General features: G+C 70.9%; 9 protein-coding genes. 2 read left to right on the top strand and 7 right to left on the bottom strand.

From position 1 onward, the window contains the following. Window positions 1–20: 20 nt before the first annotated feature. Together ACIPK3_RS18005 and ACIPK3_RS18010 are read right to left on the bottom strand one after the other, a co-directional pair. Window positions 21–1235, bottom strand: coding sequence for a cytochrome P450 (locus ACIPK3_RS18005; protein WP_402570700.1), 1215 nt, complete (start codon window positions 1233–1235; stop codon window positions 21–23). A gap of 237 nt (window positions 1236–1472) precedes the next feature. Continuing rightward, complete coding sequence (locus ACIPK3_RS18010; protein WP_402570702.1) at window positions 1473–1880, bottom strand: winged helix-turn-helix domain-containing protein; 408 nt, start codon at window positions 1878–1880, stop codon at window positions 1473–1475. A gap of 915 nt (window positions 1881–2795) precedes the next feature. On the opposite strand from ACIPK3_RS18010, the gene ACIPK3_RS18015 reads away from it, so the two are divergent. Beyond that, complete coding sequence (locus ACIPK3_RS18015; RefSeq protein ID WP_402570703.1) at window positions 2796–3704, top strand: NAD(P)/FAD-dependent oxidoreductase; 909 nt, start codon at window positions 2796–2798, stop codon at window positions 3702–3704. 159 nt (window positions 3705–3863) lie between these two features. On the opposite strand, the gene ACIPK3_RS18020 is transcribed toward ACIPK3_RS18015, so the two are convergent. From ACIPK3_RS18020 to ACIPK3_RS18030, 3 genes are all read right to left on the bottom strand, one after another. Continuing rightward, a complete protein-coding gene (locus ACIPK3_RS18020; protein ID WP_402570705.1) occupies window positions 3864–6254 on the bottom strand; it encodes an excinuclease ABC subunit UvrA in 2391 nt (796 codons plus the stop codon). A 76-nt stretch (window positions 6255–6330) separates the two neighbouring features. Beyond that, window positions 6331–7152 carry an ABC transporter permease gene (locus tag ACIPK3_RS18025; protein WP_402570707.1) on the bottom strand — a complete coding sequence of 274 codons (822 nt, stop codon included), beginning with the start codon at window positions 7150–7152 and terminating at the stop codon, window positions 6331–6333. Then, a complete protein-coding gene (locus ACIPK3_RS18030) occupies window positions 7152–8150 on the bottom strand; it encodes an ATP-binding cassette domain-containing protein (RefSeq protein ID WP_402570709.1) in 999 nt (332 codons plus the stop codon). The genes ACIPK3_RS18025 and ACIPK3_RS18030 overlap by 1 nt, the downstream gene beginning before the upstream one ends. Before the next feature lie 136 nt (window positions 8151–8286). On the opposite strand from ACIPK3_RS18030, the gene ACIPK3_RS18035 reads away from it, so the two are divergent. Continuing rightward, the gene (locus ACIPK3_RS18035; RefSeq protein WP_402570710.1) at window positions 8287–9048 is read left to right on the top strand and encodes a MerR family transcriptional regulator; all 762 of its coding nucleotides are present in this window, start codon (window positions 8287–8289) and stop codon (window positions 9046–9048) included. A gap of 35 nt (window positions 9049–9083) precedes the next feature. On the opposite strand, the gene ACIPK3_RS18040 is transcribed toward ACIPK3_RS18035, so the two are convergent. After that, on the bottom strand, window positions 9084–9293 hold the full coding sequence (locus tag ACIPK3_RS18040; protein WP_402570712.1) for an MbtH family protein: 210 nt from the start codon (window positions 9291–9293) through the stop codon (window positions 9084–9086). A 49-nt stretch (window positions 9294–9342) separates the two neighbouring features. Beyond that, window positions 9343–18768: an amino acid adenylation domain-containing protein gene (locus ACIPK3_RS18045; RefSeq protein WP_402570714.1), complete on the bottom strand. Its 9426-nt coding sequence runs from the start codon at window positions 18766–18768 to the stop codon at window positions 9343–9345. Window positions 18769–18771 lie beyond the last annotated feature (3 nt).

The raw sequence follows: 18771 nt of genomic DNA on the forward strand, positions 1-18771 counted from the left end.
CCGGGGGAGTCCCCGCCCCGTCAGCGGGCCGAGAAGGCGACGGGCAGGGTGCTGTGGCCGTTGAGGAAGTTCGAGTAGACACGCGTCGGTGAGCCGGCCAGCTCGATGCGGGAGACCGTCGCGACGAGCGCGGTGAGCAGCGCCCTCAGCTCGGCCCGCCCCAGATAGGCGCCGAGGCAGAAGTGGGGTCCCCGGCCGAACGACACGTGCTTGTTCGGGGTGCGCGCCACCCGGAACGAGCGGGGTGTGTCGAACTCCCGGTCGTCGAAGTTCGCCGAGATGTTCCACAGGGTGACGATGTCTCCCGCCCGTACCCGCTGACCGCCCAGCTCCAGTTCGGTGGTGGCGGTACGGGCGAAGTGCAGGGCCGGCGTGGCCCACCGCAGCACCTCCTCGACGGCGCTGTCCACCGCGACCTCCCCGTCACGCACCGCGCGCCACTGGTCGGGGAAGTCGGCGAACGCCTTGACCGCGCAGATCGCCGTGACCCGTGAGGACTCGTCGCCACCGAGGACCAGGCTGTAGCAGTTGAGCGCGACGTCGTCGAGGGACAGCGGCTCGCCGTCGACGGTGGCCGTGGCGATCATGCTGATGACGTCGTCGCCGGGCTCGGCGCGGCGCCGTGCGGCCAGGTCGCTGAAGTAGAGCAGGATCTCGTTGCGGGCCTCCAGCGCGGCGTACGGGTCGGCGTCGGCCTCCTCGGAGGACAGGGCGCTCTTGTTCCACCGCAACAGGTCCGGCCGGTCGGCCGGGGGGATCGACAGCAGGTCGCAGATCGTGCCCATCGGGATGTGCTCGGCGACCTCGGTGGCGAAGTCGAATTCCCCGGCCAGGGTGACCCGCCGGATCAGCTCGTCCGCCCGGCGGTTGACCCGTTCGGCGACCTCGCCGAGCACGCGCGGGGAGAAGGCCCGCTGCATGAGGTTGCGCAGGTCGCGGTGGCGCGGCCGGTCGGTGACCGCGAGCATCCGGCCGCCGGCGGAGTCGTCGCCGCGGAGCAGCACGTCCAGCACGGTCCCGCGCGCCGAACTCAGCCCCGCCGCGTCGGTGTAGGCGTTCACCACGTCCGCGTGCCGGGAGACCACCCAGAAGCCGGGCCGGCCCTCGCGGGCCTCGTGCCAGAAGACGGGACGACGGTCGCGTACCTCCGCCCAGAACGCGTGCGGGTCGTTGCGCACGAACGTCGTCGGGTCGGTGAGGTCGAGCGCGCTGGTACCGGCGGCGGACGAACTCATCAACAGCGCCTTTCCGTACGGGATTCCTCGGCCCGGCAGACCGGGAGGTCGTACCGGGGCTCGCATCGTCACAGTCGGCCGTGACGGCCGGGACGCATCTGGCGCGGTTCTTTCGGAGGCGGAGGTGAAGGCGGAGGCGGAGGCCGGTCGGCGGACGGGGCGGCCGGCCCGTAGGTGCGTGGAGATGTCGCCGACCGTGCCATGAGCGTCAACGGCGCGGTCGGCGGGAGGGGTTGCTCAGACTTCCACGGGCTCGAGCATGTAGCCTCGGCCCCATACCGTCCGGATGGACAGGTCGATCGGTACCAGCCTGCGGCGCAGCCGCATGAAGTGCAGGTCGAGGGAGTTCCTGGTCAGGTCCGGCATGTGCTTGGCGAGTCGCTGCACGAACTCGTCCCGGTACACCACCTCGCCGTAACGTTCGATCAGTAACTCCATGAGTTCCGTCTGCGTGGTGGAAATGACGATGGAGTGACGTCCGAAGGTCAGAGTGCCGGCCGAATCGAGGTTCGGTAGCCTACGGTTGTTGAAGCGATTCTGGAGGGCCCTGACCCGTGCCTCCAGGTCGTCCTGGGAGATCGGCGGCCGGACCCAGTCCTCGACCGGATCGATGCTGACCGGTGGCTGTGCTCCTCCCTCGACCACCAGGAGGCGAGGTATCCCCTCCTTCCTGCATCGACTTCTCAGACCCTTTTGGACCGGCCATCGAACGAAAATAACGTCGCTTTTCCGACCACCCATAGGTAGCTACCCCCGGTTGACGTCTACGCTGATTCCCTGACCTTCAGTGATGGACCCGGTTAACCGATTTGTCATGATGCCGTGGTCATTGTTCCCCGTCGGCCTGCACGCCGGACGTCCGACTCCTCCAGCCTCCCGCAGGCAGTTGAGGGCGCACAGCGATCCCGTTCGCCGGGCCGTATATCAGGATACATGTTGTTGATCGGCAAATCACGGGCAAAATGAGGCTTCCTCAATGACCGCGCGGCCAATTTCTGACGCGTTCGTCGGCCAATACCCGTACAGATATATCCGCGTTCTGATTACCGCTTATCCGGCCGTCGGTGCGCACCACCGCGTCACCGCCCGTGTCCCCGCCGGGTCGCCGCTCGTCCCGTGTCCCGGGATCAGGAGGGGCGTGACAGAACCTCATGTCTGCCAGGATCACAACGGCACGAACTGTGCCCCTCGGAGCGGCGGCATCTCACGCCGGTGCGAGGGGGGTTTCACGCGGCCGGGGCCCGGGTGTCCGGCCGCGGACCGTCGGCACCTCGCCAAAAGCGCGCCCCCGAAGTCCCGTCCGGCCGCCCGGCTGTTGGGCCCACCCGCGTCGGTCACCCGCGCCGCCCGTGTGACCGGAAGATCGGTAGCCGCCATCACCACCTCCCTTACAGGCCTGCATCCCCTGCCGACACTGTGTCCACTGCCAGCGTCCATCCTCGGCTCAGCCCCAACGGCATGCCACAAGGCTGAAAGATCTTCGCCAGAAACAGACAGCCACGGCGACAGATCTCCGCAATACCGCTTGCTCCGGGTCCCCCTCGATGCCACGGTCGCCGCATGGCATATGACGTGGTTGTCGTCGGCGGTGGGCCCGCCGGACTGGCGGGCGCCGTGGTGTTGGGCCGCGCCCTGCGGTCAGTGCTCGTCATCGACGCGAACGAGCCCCGCAACGCCCGAGCGGCGGAAGTGCACAACTACCTGACCCGGGAGGCGCTCTCCCCGGACGGGTTGCTGGCCGCGGGGCGCGCGGACGCCGAGCGGTACGGCGTCTCGTTCCGTACCGGCACGGTCCGCTCCGTCACCGAGGCGGCGGGCGGCTTCCGGGTGGAGACGGCCGACGGCGAGGCGGTCGAGGGCCGTCGGCTCCTGGTCGCCACCGGCCTGTCCGACGTGTTGCCCGACATTCCCGGCCTCGCGGAGCGCTGGGGCAGGACCGTGCTGCACTGCGGCCACTGTCACGGGTACGAGGCGCGTGGCTCCGCCATCGGCGTGCTCGGCGACTCGCTCGCCGTGGTGATGAACACCCTGCTCTGGCGTCAGTGGACCGAGGATCTGGTGCTGTTCCTCAACGACGCGGTGGAGCTCGACCCGGCGCAGCGGCAGCAGCTCGACGCCCGGGGTGTCCGAGTGGTGGCCGGCCGGGTCTCGGCGTTCACCGACGAAGGCGTCCGACTCGCCGACGGCACCGTCGTGCCCCGTGACCACCTGGCCGTGCACACCCGGGTCGAGGCGCGCGCCGGTTTCCTCGCGCCGCTCGGCCTCAAGACCGCCGAACTGCCCCTGGGGCTCGGCACCTACCTGCCCGTCGAGGACCCCACCGGGCGGACATCCGTGCCCGGCGTGTGGGTGGCGGGCAACGCGAGCGACGCGAGGGCCCAGCTCCTGTCCTCGGCGGCGGCCGGGGTGACCGCGGGCGAGGCCCTCGTCATGGACCTCGTCATGACCGACGCCGCCCAGGCCCGGTGAGCCACCCCCGGGCCGTGTGAACCACCCGAAGAAGCCGACCGCGCGGTACCTCCGCGTGGTCGGCTTCTCGCTGGGTCGGCTGTTCTTCGGCCGTCCGCCTCCCGGTGCGCGTACCGCCGGGCCCGTCCGGCTTCACTGGACGGGCCCGGCGGTGCCGTGTCACGCGCCGACGTATGTCGCGAGGTGCTCCCCGGTGAGGGTGGACCGGCCGGCCACGAGGTCGGCGGGGGTGCCCTGGAAGACCACACGACCACCGTCGTGACCCGCGCCGGGACCGAGGTCGATGATCCAGTCGGCGTGGGCCATGACCGCCTGGTGGTGCTCGATGACCACCACCGACCTGCCGGAGTCGACGAGCCGGTCGAGCATGCCGAGCAGGTGCTCGACATCGGCGAGGTGCAGGCCGGTGGTCGGCTCGTCGAGCACGTAGATGCCGCCCTTTTCGGCCATGTGCGTGACCAGCTTCAGCCGCTGCCGCTCCCCGCCGGAGAGGGTGGGCAGGGGCTGGCCCAGCGAGATGTAGCCGAGGCCGACGTCGGCGAGCCGGTCGAGGACGGCGAGGGCGGCGGGCGTGCGTGCCGCGCCCTCGGCGAAGAACGCCCGCGCCTCGGTCACCGGCATGGCCAGCACTTCGCTGATGTCGCGGCCGGCGAGCCGGTACTGGAGCACGGAGGGCTGGAACCGCTTGCCCTCACAGTCCTCGCAGGTGGTCGCGACGCCCGCCATGATCGCCAGGTCGGTGTAGATGACGCCGGCCCCCTTGCACACGGGGCAGGCGCCTTCGGAGTTCGAGCTGAACAGTGAGGGCTTCACACCGTTGCTCTTGGCGAAGGCCTTGCGGATCGGGTCGAGCAGACCGGTGTAAGTGGCGGGATTGCTCCGCCGGGAGCCCCTGATCGGTCCCTGGTCGATCGCGATCACGTCGTCGCGCCCCGACACCGAGCCTTCGATGAGCGAGCTCTTGCCCGAGCCCGCCACACCGGTCACGGCGACGAGCACACCGAGCGGGATGTCGACGTCCACGTCGCGCAGGTTGTGCTTGTGCGCGCCCCGTACCTCGAGCGCTCCCGACGGCGTCCGGACCTTCTCCTTGAGCGACGCCCTGTCGTCCAGGTGGCGGCCGGTCAGCGTGCCACTGGCCCTCAGTCCCTCGACGGTGCCCTCGAAGCAGACGGTGCCGCCGTTGGTACCGGCTCCGGGACCGAGGTCGACGACATGGTCGGCGATGGCGATGGTCTCGGGCTTGTGCTCCACGACGAGCACGGTGTTGCCCTTGTCGCGCAGCTGCAACAGGAGCTTGTTCATCCGCTGGATGTCGTGCGGGTGCAGGCCCACCGTCGGCTCGTCGAAGACATAGGTGACGTCGGTGAGCGGGGACCCCAGGTGACGGATCATCTTGACGCGCTGTGCCTCACCGCCCGAGAGCGTCCCGGAGGCCCGGTCGAGGGAGAGGTAGCCCAGCCCGATGCTCACGAACGAGTCGAGCGCGTGCGTGAGCGAGGCCAGCAGCGGTGCGACCGACGGCTCGTCCAGGCCACCGACCCATGCGGCGAGGTCGCTGATCTGCATGGCCGAGGCCTCGGCGATGTTGACGCCGTGGATCCTGGACGCGCGGGCCGCCTCGTTGAGCCGGGTGCCGCCGCACTCGGGGCACGCGGTGAAGGTGACCGCCCGCTCCACGAAGGAGCGCACATGCGGCTGGAGCGTCTCGATGTCCTTGGTGAGCAGCGACTTCTGGACCCGGGTGACGAGCCCTTCGTAGTTCGTGTTGAAGTCGCCGATCTTCAGACGGACCGGCTTGTGGTAGAGGAAGTCGTCCAGCTCCCTCGGGGTGTACTCCTCGATCGGTTTGCCCGGGTCGAGCAGCCCGGAGGCGGCGTAGAGCCGGTAGTTGTAGCTGCCGACGTGGTAGCCGGGGACGGTGAGGGCACCCTCGTCGAGCGACTTCCCGGCGTCGAAGAGCTGCGCGAGATCGACGTCGTTGACCGATCCGAGGCCCTCGCAGCGCGGGCACATGCCGCCGGTGACGTCGAAGGTGCGCGTCTCCTCGACCGTCCTGCCGCCCTGTTCGACGGTGACCGCGCTGGCGACGTTGAGCGAGGGGATGTTGAACGCGTACGCCCGCGCCGAGTTGAGACGGGGCTCGCCGAGCCGGCTGAACAGGATGCGCAGCATGGCGTTGGCGTCGGTGACGGTGCCGACGGTGGAGCGCGGGTTGTTGCCGATGCGCTCCTGGCTGACGATGATCGCCGTGGTGAGACCTTCGAGCACGTCCACGTCGGGGCGCGACAGGGTCGGCATGAAGCCCTGCACGAAGGCGCTGTACGTCTCGTCGATCAGGCGCCGTGACTCCGCGGCGATCGTGTCGAAGACCAGCGAGCTCTTGCCCGAGCCGGACACGCCGGTGAACACGGTCAACTGGCGTTTGGGGATCTCCACGTGGATGTCGCGGAGGTTGTTCTCCCGTGCTCCGAACACCCGGATGAGGTCGTGGGTGCCCCCGGCGGGCAGCGGGTGGTCCTGGCTCTCTCGCGTGGTCGCAAGGGTCATGGCGTCTCCAGAAGTGGTGCGAGGACGTCTTGGGTCGGCGCGCTGCGGCGATGTCCCCGGTGGGGTGGCACGGTCCTCAGCGTGACTGCGACCGGTACTTCCTGACGGCGAGCGTCGCGAAGACGACGATGATGCCGACCGACCAGGCGAGCGTCGTGACGACGTCACCGGCGACCGGGTCGCCGTTGAACAGCCCGCGCAGCGAGTTGACCATCGTGGTCATCGGACTGTGGTCGGCGTAGACCTGGAGCCATCCCGGCATCGAGCCGGTGGGCACGAACGCCGAGGAGACGAAGCTGAACGGGAACATCCAGATGAGGCCGGACGACTGTGCGGCCTCCGGGCTGCTCGCCGACATGCCGACGAAGGCGCCGAGCCAGGACAGGGCATAACCGAAGAAGAGCAGCAGCGCCAGGCCGCCGAGGGCGGGCAGCAGGCCGTCCTTGAACCGGAACCCGATGAGCAGGCCGACGACCACCATCACGGCGAGGGACACGACATTGCGGAGCACCTCCGAGGCGGTGCGTCCGACGAGCACGGCGGAGCGGCTGATCGGCATGGAGCGCAGACGGTCCATGATGCCGCTGCTCATGTCCGTGGCCACCCCGATGGTGGTCCCCGCGACGGAGCCGAAGAGCACCATCTGAACGAAGACGCCCGGCACCAGGAACTGCTTGTAGCTGCCGCCCGGGACGTCCATGGCGCCGCCGAAGACGAAGGTGAACAGCAGGACGAACATCACGGGCTGCATGAGCCCGTACATGACCAGCTCGGGGCTGCGGAGGATGTGCCGCAGGTTCCGCCGTGACAGCTCGGCCGCGCCGTTGAGCCACCACCCGGGTCCCCGGCGGGGCGCCACCTCGGCATCGGCCTGGAGTGCAGCGGTCGTCGCGACCATTACCGCCTACCTTTCTTCGAGCCCTTCTCACCTGCAGGACTGTTCTGGTTGTCGGTTTTCGCCTCGACGGGACGGCCGGTGACCGCGAGGAAGACGTCGTCGAGGGTGGGGCGCCGCAGGGCCACGTTGCCGACCACGATGCCGGCGTCCCGCAACAGGTAGACGAGGTCGGCGAGCGTGCGACCGTCGGAGACGGGGGCGTTGAGCCGCATCGTCTCCAGGTCGACGACGGGCTCGACGCCGAGCTTGTCGCGCAGTATGCCCTTGGCCACGTCGACCGCCGCGTTGTCCACGAGTGCCACGTCGACCCAGTCCGGGCCCACGTCCGCCTTCAGCTCGTCGGGCGTGCCGTGCGCGATGACCTTGCCGCGGTCGATCACCGAGAGCGAGTCGGCGAGCTGCTCGGCCTCCTCCAGCTGCTGGGTCGTGAGCAGCACGCTGGTGCCTTCGTCGCGCAGCTCCTTGACCAGGCGCCAGACCTGGATGCGGCCGCGCGGGTCGAGACCGGTCGTGGGCTCGTCCAGGAAGAGCAGCTTCGGGCGGGCCACGACGCTCGCGGCGAGGTCGAGTCTGCGCCGCATGCCGCCGGAGTACGTCTGCGTCCGGCGGTCGGCCGCTTCGACGAGGCCGAAGCGTTCCAGCAGTTCACTCGCCCGCGCCGTGGAGTCGGGGCCGGACAGCCCGAACAGCTTGCCGCACATGTGCAGGTTCTCGCGTCCGGTCAGCATCCCGTCGACCGCGGCGGCCTGGCCGGTCAGACCGATGGCGGCGCGGACGCGCCACGCGTCCTTCACCACGTCGAGGCCGAACACCTCCGCCCTGCCCTCGTCAGGGGTGAGCAGCGTGCTGAGGATGCGTACGAGGGTCGTCTTGCCGGCGCCGTTGGGGCCGAGCACCCCGTGGATGGCGCCGTCGGGCACGGTCAGTTCGAGGTTGTCGAGCGCGGTGACGGCACCGAAGCGTTTGGACACGCCGGTCACTTGGATCGCCGCGGGCATGGCACCCCCCCTTTCGTCGATGTGCGCGAGGCCGCACCTCCGCGTCCCCACTGACACACCCTCAAGCATACGCCTGCAAAGACGGTTTAAACCTTGGTTGGAATCATCTGGGCTGTGGGCGCTAAAGTCTCAAACCATGAAGAAGCTGCGCCCTGCCGATCTGGCCCGTGAGCACCACATCTCCGCCCAGGCGGTCCGCAACTACGAACAGGAGGGGCTCCTCCCCGCCGCGGAGCGCACCCCGGTCGGCTACCGCGTCTACACCGAGGTGCACGCCGCGGCCCTGCGGGCCCTCCTGGCGCTGATCCCCGCGCACGGTTACACGACCGCGCGGGAGATCATGCGCGCGCTCAACACGGGAGACCTCGACGCCGCGCTGACGGCGATCGACCGCAGCCACGCCCAGCTCCTCCGCGACCGCGAGACCCTGCGCGCGGTGGCGGAGGCGGTCCCGCACCTGACGGCGGCACGGGACGCGGAGTCCGCCGCCCGCGAGCGCCAGCCGCCCCTGAGCATCGGGAAACTGGCGGACCGTCTCGACGTGACCGCCGCGACGCTGCGCAACTGGGAGGACGCGGGCGTCCTGGCCCCCCGGCGCTCGGCCACCGGCCACCGCACCTACACCGCGGACGACGTCCGGGACGCCGAGCTCGCACACCTCCTGCGCCGCGGCGGCTACCTGCTCGAACAGATCTCCACCGTGGTCCAGCAGATCCGTACGGCGGGTGGGACGCGGGCGCTCGCGGCGGCGCTGGAGGACTGGCAGCAACGGCTCACGGCACGTGGCCTCGCGAAGCTGGACGCCGCCGAGAAGCTCGCCTCCTATCTGACGAGTCTCGGCGTCGTCCGCCCGGAACGGCCGGTGCGCCCCGTGCGGCCCGCGCCGGAGGAGTCGTGAGCCGCGGGCGCGCGAGGGCGCCCGCGGCCGGCCGATCATGACGCCCGCGTCGCCTCACGCAGGCTCCTGGGCCGCATGTCGGTCCAGTTCTCCTCCACGTACGCGATGCCCTCCGCTCGCCCGGCGGGGCCGAACACGGTGCGCCATCCACTGGGCACCTCGGCGAACGTGGGCCACAGCGAGTGCTGTTCCTCCTCGTTGACCACCACGAGGAATTCGCCGTTTTCGTCATCGAACGGGTTCACGCTGGTTCCTCCTCCATAGCTGTCGCACCCGGTCCCCCGCGGGGACCGGTCATCGCGCCGACCTCGTGACCTCGTTGACGATGCGGCCGATCTCGGCCGCGTTCTCGGGCCACATCATTTCGTTGTGGGCGCAGTCGATCTCGAAGCGCCGCACCGTGCCGGTGACGTAGTCCCGCCACTGCACGTCCAGTTCCACGTCGAGCTCCCGCCGTTCGCGGGTTCCCTGGTCGATGAGCGCGGCGAAGAAGACCATGTCCCCGCGGAACCGCGGCGACGTGAAACGGGTCATCAGCTCCGTGTGCTCGATGAAGAGGGCGGTGGACGTCCGCACGAGCGACTCGAACTCGTCCATCCCCGCCAACTGGCCCATGTAGTGGGCGAGATAGCGGCGCACCATCTTCTCGTCGGGGGTCTGGAAGTCGGCGAAGTAGCTGGAGGGCCCCGAGTCGAGCACACCCAGGAAGTCCACCTGGTGTCCCCGGCTCTGCAACTCCGCGGCCACCGCCTGGGCGATCGGGCCGCCCAGTGACCAGCCCAGGACGTTGTAGGGCCCCTCCGGCTGGACGCGCAGCATCTGCTCGACGTAGTCGTCCACCATGCTCTCGATGGAGGTCGCGTGCGCGTCCCCGACGAAGCCGCGCGCCTGGAGGCCGTAGATCGGCCGCGACCGGTCCAGGTACTGGGCGAACCCGAGGTAGGCCCAGGCGAGTCCACCACCCGGCGGCACCCACCACATCGGCGCCCGGTCGCCGCCGGTCCGGATCGGCAGCACCGCGGAGAACGGGTCGTCGAACTCGACCTCCTCCCGGTCGGCCGACAGGTACTCCGCGATCTCCGCCACGGTCGGATGCTGGAAGACGGTCCGGACGGGAACCTCGAAACCCAGCTCCGCGCGGATCCGCCAGATGAGCCGGATGACCTGAAGTGAGCTGCCGCCGCAGTCGAAGAAGTCGTCGTCGGTCCCGACCCGGTCCACGCCCAGCACCTCGGCGAACAGGACGGCCAGTTCACCCTCCAGCGGCGTGCGCGGCGTGTCGTGTTCGGTGTCGTCCGGCTCCGTCCGGGGCAGCGCGGCGCGGTCGATCTTCCCGTTGACGGTCAACGGCATGCGTTCGACGACGACGATGTCGCCCGGCACCATGTGGTCCGGCAGCTCGGCCGCCAGTTCCTCCCGCAGGAGGGCCGGCAGGCCGGCCACCCGGCGAGCCACCGCCGGCGCGTTCACCAGGGGGCGTGTCCGGGTGTCCATCGGCCGGTACACACCGTCGCAGAGGTGGGCACCGCCTTCGGGGACGATCACCGCCTCGAACCAGCCGGGCGCCTCGGCCGACCAGGTGCAGAGCACCGTGTGGCCCCGTTCCTCGCCCCAGTTCTGCAGCTCGTGCGGGTCGAGGGCCGTCCCGTCGGCCTCGGTGGGAACGCCGCACTCGACCGCCTCGTCCACCAGCCTGGCGTTCGGAACGCGGGTCAGCCGCAGGCGCCCGCCGTGCTCGGTGAGCGCGCTCTCCACGTCGGACAGGCTGTGCGCGTCCACGCCCCATGCCACGGTGCGGACGTCCGCGAAACGTGACACCCGGCTCGGCTGCTTGTGCAGGACGACCTCGTAGCGGTGACGGGTGAGTTCGTTCCGGCACGCGCCCGGCCTCAGCCGGATGTCCACCGCCCCGACGTCGGGCCGGTCCTTCGCCCACTCGGTGAAGAAGCCCGGGTCCACGACGAGTTCCTTCTCGTTCAGCACGGCGCGTTCGACCGCGGCGGCCACGGCCGACGGGCCGTCTTCCGGGTGCTGCGCGTGGTGAACGGCCGTGAGGAACGTGCGCAGGGTGCCGTGGTTGCGGACGTCACCGACGAGGATCCGCCCACCCGGCGCGAGCCGGTCGAGGGCGACGTCCAGCACCCGGGAGAGGTAGGAGGCGTCCGGGAAGTACTGCACCACGGAGTTGAGGACGACGGTGTCGAAGAACTCCGTCGGCAGCCCGTCGGCGTCGTCGGCCGGCTGGCACCGCAGCGACACCTTCTCCTTCAGGGCCGGGTCGGTGCCGATCCGGTCGCAGAGGCGCTCGATCACCGGAAGCGAGAAGTCGGTGCCCCAGTAGGCCTCGGCCTCCGGTGCCAGGGGCCCCAGCAGCAGGCCCGAGCCGACTCCGATCTCCAGCACCCGGCTCGCCCTCAGTCCGCGCACCCGTTCCACCGTGGCCGCACGCCAGTGGTGCATCTCCGGAAGCGGGATGGGCTCGCGCGAGTAGGAGCTGTTCCACCCGGTGAAGTCGTCGCCCGAGCCGGTGGTCTCCGCCACGGTCTCGCCGTACATCGAGTCGTACACCGCACGCCACTTCTCGACGTGTTCGGTCACCTCCGCGTCCGAGCCCCGCGGCGTGCGGGGGACGACGTACGCCAGCAGGCGCCGCGTCCCGAGCCGGTCCTCACCGGCGACCGCGACCGCCTGCGCCACACCCTCCCGCCTGCGCAGGGCCGCCTCGACCTCGCCGAGCTCGACACGCAGGCCGCGGATCTTCACCTGGTCGTCCGTACGGCCGAGGAATTCGAGCCGCCCGTGGTGGTTCCACCGGACGAGGTCGCCGGTGCGGTACATCCGGTCGCCCGGCCGCCCGAACGGACCGGCGACGAACCGCCCACCGGTCAGCCCCGGACGGCCCGCGTAGCCCCGTGCCACTCCGTCGCCGCCGATGTACAGCTCCCCCACCACGCCCTGCGGCACCTGCCTCAGGCGGTCGTCGAGGACGTACAGGCGGCTGCTCTCCATCGGCTCGCCGATCGGCAGCGGGTCCTTGCACTCGTCCGCCGACGACATCCGGTACCGGGCCGCGAAGACGGTGGCCTCCGTGGGGCCGTACCCGTTCACCACCGTGGGCGCACCGTCCTCGCCGTCCCACAGCCGTCGCACGGCGGCCGGGGACAGCACGTCGCCGCCGGCCCACACCTCACGGACGCCGGCGAAGCAGGCGAGGTGATGGCGGGTGAGCAGGTCGAACTGACCCGAGCCGAGCCACAGCGCGGTGACGTCCCGCTCGGCCACGAGCGTCGCCAGCCGTGCGGTGTCCAGCCTCCCCGGCGGGGCGACCACGACGGTGCCGCCGTGCAGCAGCGGCACCCACCACTCGTACACCGAGGCGTCGAAGGTCTGCGGGGAGTGCGCCAGCACCCGTCGGTGAGCGCCGTCGTCCCAGCAGGGGTCGAGCGCGAGGGCGAGCACGTTCCGGTGGCTCACCTCCACGCCGTTCGGCGTCCCGGTCGAGCCGGAGGTGTACATCACGTAGGCGAGATGATCCTCGCCGAGGCCGCCGGTGTCCGGCGCCGACGCCGGGTAGCCGTCCAGGTCCTCCCCGGCCAGCCGCTCGTCGACCACGAGGACCGGGTCGAGGCCGGCGAGCAGGGAGTCGATGCGCCCGCGCGGGTCGGCGGGGTCCACCGGTGCGCAGCAGGCGCCCGCCTTCAGCGTTCCCAGGAGCGCGGCGGCCATCAGCGGGGACCGGTCCATGACCAGCGCCACCCGTCGGTCCGGGCCGGCGCCCCGGGCGCGGAGGTGGTGGGCGATGCGGTTGGCCCACCGGTCGAGTTCGGCGTACGTCCAGCTCTCGGCGCCGTCGGCCGACACCAGCGCGACGGCGTCCGGACGCTCGGCGGCCACGGCGGCGAACCGGGCGGGGACCGTCCCGGTGACGTGGGCGTCGCCGCGGCCGCGGCCGGTCCACCGCTCCAGGGCCGCCATGTCGTCCCGGTTCAGGATGTCCACCGCGCCGACGGAGGTGTCCGGTGCGGCGACCCACTGCCGCAGCATGTGCTGCCAGCGGTCCAGGAGCCCCGCGACCGTGTCCCGGTCGAACAGCTCCGTCGCGTACTCCGCGACCCCGACGATCCGGCCCGCGTCCTCGCCGCTCGTGCTCTCGGTGAGGTTGAGGAACAGGTCGAAGCGGGAGACGCCCATGTCGACCGGTTCGTGCGACACCGTGAGTCCCGGCAGGTCGAAGGCCGGCTGCACGTTGTTCTGCAGGGCCAGGCACACCTGGAACAGCGGGTGGTGGGACGTCGAGCGCACCGGGTTGAGCATCTCGACCAGGTGCTCGAAGGGCACGTCCTGGTGGTCGTACGCGGCGAGGCCGACTTCCCGCACCCGGTCCACCAGCTCGACCAGGCTGGGGTTCTCCGCGGTGTCGACGCGCGCCACCCAGGTGTTGACGAAGAAGCCGACCAGCCGGTTGAGGGCTTCGTCGGTCCGTCCGGCGATCGGCGCCCCGATCGGGATGTCGTCCCCGGCGCCGAGCCGGCTGAGCAGCCCCGCGAGGACCGCCTGGAGCACCATCGACATGGTGGCGCCGGTGCGGAGGGCGAGCTGCCGGATGTTCTCGGTGAGCGTCTCGTCGAGTTCGACGGGCAGTACGTCACCGTCGAACGAGGCGACGGCCGGGCGGGCCCGGTCCGTGGGCAGCTCCAGCGACTCCGGCAGACCGGTGAGTTGCTCCGTCCAGTAGTCCAGCTGCCGCCGGTACAGGCTGTGGGGCTCGTCGCCGCCGAGCAGCTCGCGCTGCCACAGGGTGTAGTCGGCGTACTGGACCGGCAGCGGGGTCCAGTGCGGGCGCCGCCCGTCGCACCTGGCGGTGTACGCCGCGGTGAGGTCCTCGGCCAGGGGGCCGAGTGACCAGCCGTCCGCCGCGATGTGGTGCAACGGCAGGAGCAGCACCGCGTCGTGCTCGCCGACGCGGAACAGGGCGGCGCGCACCGGTATCCCGGTCGCCAGGTCGAACGGCCGGCGTGCCTCGGTGCGCAGCGCGTCCCGCAGCCCGTCCTCGGTGACCTCGTGCTCCTGCCACGGGATCTCCAGCTCGTCCGGTTCGAGGACCCGCTGGTGGGGCGTTCCGTTGGTCTCGTCGAAGACGGTGCGCAGCGACTCGTGCCGCACCACGACGTCGCGCACCGCCAGGCGCAGGGCCTGGGCGTCCAGCTTTCCGCGCAACCGCATGGAGAGCGGGATGATGTAGGTCGGCGACGGTCCTTCGAAACGGTGGATGAACCACAGTCGTTGCTGGGCGAAGGAGACGGGGAGCCGGTCGGGCCGCTCACGCGGCCGCAGCGGCGGCCTGACCTGCCTGCGGTCCGTCAGCCGGGTCACCAGTTCGCCGACGGTCGGGGCCTCGAAGATCACCCGGATGGGTATCTCGACGTCGTGCGCGGCACGGATGCGGCTCACCACGCGGGTGGCCAGCAGGGAGTGGCCGCCGATGGCGAAGAAGTTGTCGTCCACGCCGACGCGGTCGAGCCCGAGGACGCCTGCGAAGATCTCGCACAGCGACTCCTCCTCCGGTGTGGAGGGGAGCCGGCCGCGTACTCCGGCCGCGTGCTCCGGCACCGGCAGGGCCGCTCGGTCGAGCTTGCCGTTCGCGGTCAGCGGCACGCTGCCGATCGGCACGATCGTCGACGGCACCATGTACTCGGGCAGGGTCTTCGCGAGGTGTTCGCGCAGGATCGCGGGCAGGGCGGTGATGCCCGCGGCGGCGGCCGGGTCGTTGATCCATGTGCCGACGGCCGCCACGGGGACGTACGTGCCCGACAGGACGCGGTGTCCGGTCGTGGTGTCGGTGAACAGGACGGCCTCGAACCGGTCGACGGCGGCGCCCGACCAGGTCAGCGCGGCCTGCCAGCCCTGCCGCTCGGCCCAGGCCGCCATCTCGTGGGGGTCGAGCGACACCGAGTCCGGCGACTCGGACTCCTCCATGCGCAGTTCGCGGGCGGCCGCCACCTCCTGGGTGACGCGCGCGTTGGGGATGCCGGTGATCCGGACGGCCTGCCCGCCCAGTCCGCGGACGCGGCCGGCCAGTGCGTCCAGGTCGCCGTCCCACTCCAGGGCCGGGACGGCGTCCACCGCGTGGGGACGGTCCGCGGCCGTACCGCCCGGCTTGTGCAGGACGACCTCGTAGCGGTGGCGGGTCAGTTCGTTCCGGTAGTCGCCGTCCTTCAGGCGTACGTCGAGGCCCGCCGCCCCCACGCGCTCGGCCCAGCGGTGGAACCACTCCGGGTCGACGACCAGTTCCTTCTCCAGAAGCAGGGCCTGTTCCACCGCGCTGCGCAGCTGGGCCGGGGGAACGTTGCCGTGCCTGGCCCGCTGGACGGCCACCTGGAAGGCGCGCAGCGAGCGGGCGCGGCGGATGTCGCCGAGCACGAGCCGGCCGCCCGGCTCCAGCATCTCCCAGGCCGCGTCAAGCACTTGTTCCAGGTAGCTCTCGTTGGGGAAGTACTGGGCGACGGAGTTGAGCACCACGGTGTCGAAGATCCGCGGGACTCCGTCCAGGTCGTCCGCGCGGCGGCACAGCAGCCGCACCCGCTCGGCCAGGCCCGCCTCGGCCACCTGCCGGCCGAGCCGTTCGATGACCGGCTCCGAGAAGTCGGTCGCCCAGTACGTCTCCACGCTGCCCGCGATCCGGGCGAGCAGGAGGCCGCTTCCGGCGCCCAGTTCCAGCACCCGCGTCGGTCCGAAGCCGAGGATGCGCTCCACCGCGGCGTCCTGCCAGGCCTGCATCTGCCCGACCGGGATGGGCTCACCGGTGTAGCTGGACACCCACAGGTTGAAGTCCTCGCCGAAGTCCTGGTCGGTGACCTCCAGATAGCCCTGGTCGTAGATCTCCTGCCACTCCCGGATCTGTTCGTCGGCGGCGACGACGCTCTCCACCGTGTTCAGGTCGGGCAGGACGTAGGAGACCAGCCGCAGGTCGCCGGAGGAGTCCCGGCGGGTGAGCGCGATCGCCTGGCGCACCGCGGGGTGACGGCTCAGCGCGTACTCGGTCTCGCCCAGTTCGATGCGGAATCCGCGCACCTTCACCTGACCGTCGTCCCGGCCGAGGAAGCAGATGTTGCCGTCGGGGAAGAAGCTCGCGCGGTCGCCCGTGCGGTAGATCCGCTGACCGGGGACCCGGCCGCAGGGGTCCGCGACGAAGCGCTCCGCGGTGAGGTCGGGGCGGTTGACGTATCCGACCGCGGTGACCGGCCCTCCGATGTACAGGTCGCCCTCGACACCGACCGGGCACGGCTCCAGGTTCTCGTCGAGCACGTAGTAGCGCGCGTTGTCGATGGGCCGCCCGTAGGGGATGCTGCGCCACTGGGGGTCGATCTCGCCGACCCGGAAGAAGTTCGACCAGACCGTCGCCTCGGTCGCGCCGCCGAGGCTCACCACCTCGGCGTGCGGGAAGGCCGCGCGGACCTGGTCCGGCAGGGTCAGCGGGGTGAAGTCGCCGGACAGGAAGACCACACGCAGGTCCTCCGTCCCCGGGCCGCCCGCGGCCTGCGGCAGCAGCGGGGCGAGCTGGTTGAGCGTGCCCGGCACCGAGTTCCAGAAGGTGATGGGCTGGGACAGCAGGACGTCGAGGAGCAGCTCGGGGTCCCGCTGCTCGGTGGTGTCCGCGATGTAGACCCCGCCGCCCGCCCCCAGCAGGCCGAAGACGTCGAAGACCGACAGGTCGAAGTCCAGGGACGTGACGCACAGGCTCACGTCCTCGGGCCCGAACCCGAACGTCCGGTAGCTCCAGTTCAGCAGGTTGTGCACGGGCCGGTGCGCGACGGTCACGCCCTTGGGCTTTCCGGTGCTGCCCGAGGTGAAGATGATGTAGGCCGTGTCGTCGGCGCTCGCCACGGGTTCGGGGTTGATCTCGCCGTCCAGGGACAGGGTCATGCCGGCACTGCCGATGTCGAGGAGCTCGACACCGTCCGGGGCCGTCCACTTGTTGGTGTCCTCGGTGGTCAGCACCAGCGTCGAGGAGGCGTCGGCCAGCATCCCGGCGACCCGGTCGGACGGCAGGGACGAGCCGATGGGCAGATAGGCCCCTCCGGCCTTGAGTACACCGAGGACGGCGGCGACCATGTGCGGGCCGCGCCGGACGGCCACGCCCACCACGGTTCCCGGCCGCACGCCGCGACGCTTGAGGGTCCAGGCGATCCGGTTGGCCTGCCGGTTCAGCTCCCGGTAGGTCGTCGTACCGCCCGCCCAGCGCACGGCGACGGCGTCGGGGCGCTCCGCGGCCTGGCGCTCGAACGGCAGGTGGATCGGTCCCGGACACGGGAACTCCCGGTCCGTGTCGTTCCACGTGTGGAGGAGCTTCTCGCGCTCCGCGGAGTCGGTCCCCCGCTCGCCCGCGGCGGCCGGCATCGGGGGGACGTCCAGGTCGGCGACGCCTCGACCGGGGTCCTCGACCACCTGCTCCAGCACGCCCAGGTAGCGTGCCGCGATCTCCGCCACGGCCGGGGCGTCGAACAGGTCGGTGGCGTATTCGAGATCGACGGTCACCGACTTGCGCGAGGGGTGGGGCATCAGGTTGAAGAACAGGTCGAACTTCGCCGTGCCGGTGGGGACCGGCTCCATCGAGGCGGTGACACCGGGCAGGTCGAGTTCCTGCCGGACGCTGTTCTGCCAGGCGAGGGTGACCTGGAACAGGGGGTGGTGCGCGACGGAACGCTCGGGGCGCAGCAGTTCCACCAGCCGCTCGAAGGGCAGGTCCTGGTGGTCGTAGGCGCTGAGCGCCTTCCAGCGCACCGCGTCGAGCACCTGCGCGAACGAGTCACCGGGGTTCAGGCCCACCCGCAGCACCCAGGTGTTGACGAAGAACCCGACGAGGCTCTCCAGGGCCTCGTCGGTGCGGCCCGCGATCGGGGAACCGAGCGTGATGTCACGGTCGCCGCCGAGCCGGTGCAGCAGGACGACCAGCGCCGCCTGGAACACCATCGGCACGGTCACGTTGCGGGAGTGCGCGAGGCGTTCCGCCTTCTCCAGCAGCGCCTCGGGGATCTCGAAGCCGTGGTTGTCCCCGCGGTAGCTCGCCCGGTCGGGACGCGGCCGGTCGAAGGGGAGCGCGAGGGGCCGGGACACTCCGTCGAGTTCCGTGCGCCAGTAGCGCAGCTGGGTCGAGAAGATGCTGTCCGGGTCGGACTCGTCGCCGAGCAGTTCACGCTGCCACAGCGCGTAGTCGGGGTACTGGACCGGCAGTTCGTCCCAGGTCGGCGCCGTCCCGCCCGCGCGGGACCGGTAGGCGACCGAGAGGTCCCGGGTGAACGGGCCGAGCGAGCCGCCGTCACCGGCGATGTGGTGGAGCACCACCGCCAGCAGGGCGACGTCCGGCTCGGGGCGCAGCAGGTACGCCCGGATCGGCAGGTCGGCCGACAGGTCGAAGCCCTCCCGGACCGACGCTGCGACGACCCGGTCCACCTGGTCCGGGGGCACCCAGCCCCAGTCGGTCCACGGCAGGGTCAGTTCGTCGGCCCCGACCACTCGTTGCAGCGGCTGCCCGTCCAGTTCGTCGTAGCGGGTGCGCAGGATCTCGTGGCGGGACAGGACGTCCAGGAAGGCGGCGCGCAGCGCTTCCTGGTCGATCCGTCCGTGCATCCGGACCAGGATCGGGATGTTGTAGGTCGCGGTCCGGCCCTCGAACCGGTTGATGAACCACATGCGCTGTTGCGCATACGAGAGGGGCGCCATGCT

It is taken from the genome of Streptomyces sp. NPDC086787 (genome assembly GCF_044745865.1).
Classification (GTDB): Bacteria; Actinomycetota; Actinomycetes; order Streptomycetales; family Streptomycetaceae; genus Streptomyces.

What these genes read in the sequence shown, in the direction of transcription:
- ACIPK3_RS18025 (WP_402570707.1), bottom strand. Translation starts at nt 7,152, where the DNA reads ATGGTCGCGACGACCGCTGCACTCCAGGCCGATGCCGAGGTGGCGCCC.
- ACIPK3_RS18015 (WP_402570703.1), top strand. Translation starts at nt 2,796, where the DNA reads ATGGCATATGACGTGGTTGTCGTCGGCGGTGGGCCCGCCGGACTGGCG.
- ACIPK3_RS18045 (WP_402570714.1), bottom strand. Translation starts at nt 18,768, where the DNA reads ATGGCGCCCCTCTCGTATGCGCAACAGCGCATGTGGTTCATCAACCGG.
- ACIPK3_RS18005 (WP_402570700.1), bottom strand. Translation starts at nt 1,235, where the DNA reads ATGAGTTCGTCCGCCGCCGGTACCAGCGCGCTCGACCTCACCGACCCG.
- ACIPK3_RS18030 (WP_402570709.1), bottom strand. Translation starts at nt 8,150, where the DNA reads ATGCCCGCGGCGATCCAAGTGACCGGCGTGTCCAAACGCTTCGGTGCC.
- ACIPK3_RS18035 (WP_402570710.1), top strand. Translation starts at nt 8,287, where the DNA reads ATGAAGAAGCTGCGCCCTGCCGATCTGGCCCGTGAGCACCACATCTCC.
- ACIPK3_RS18020 (WP_402570705.1), bottom strand. Translation starts at nt 6,254, where the DNA reads ATGACCCTTGCGACCACGCGAGAGAGCCAGGACCACCCGCTGCCCGCC.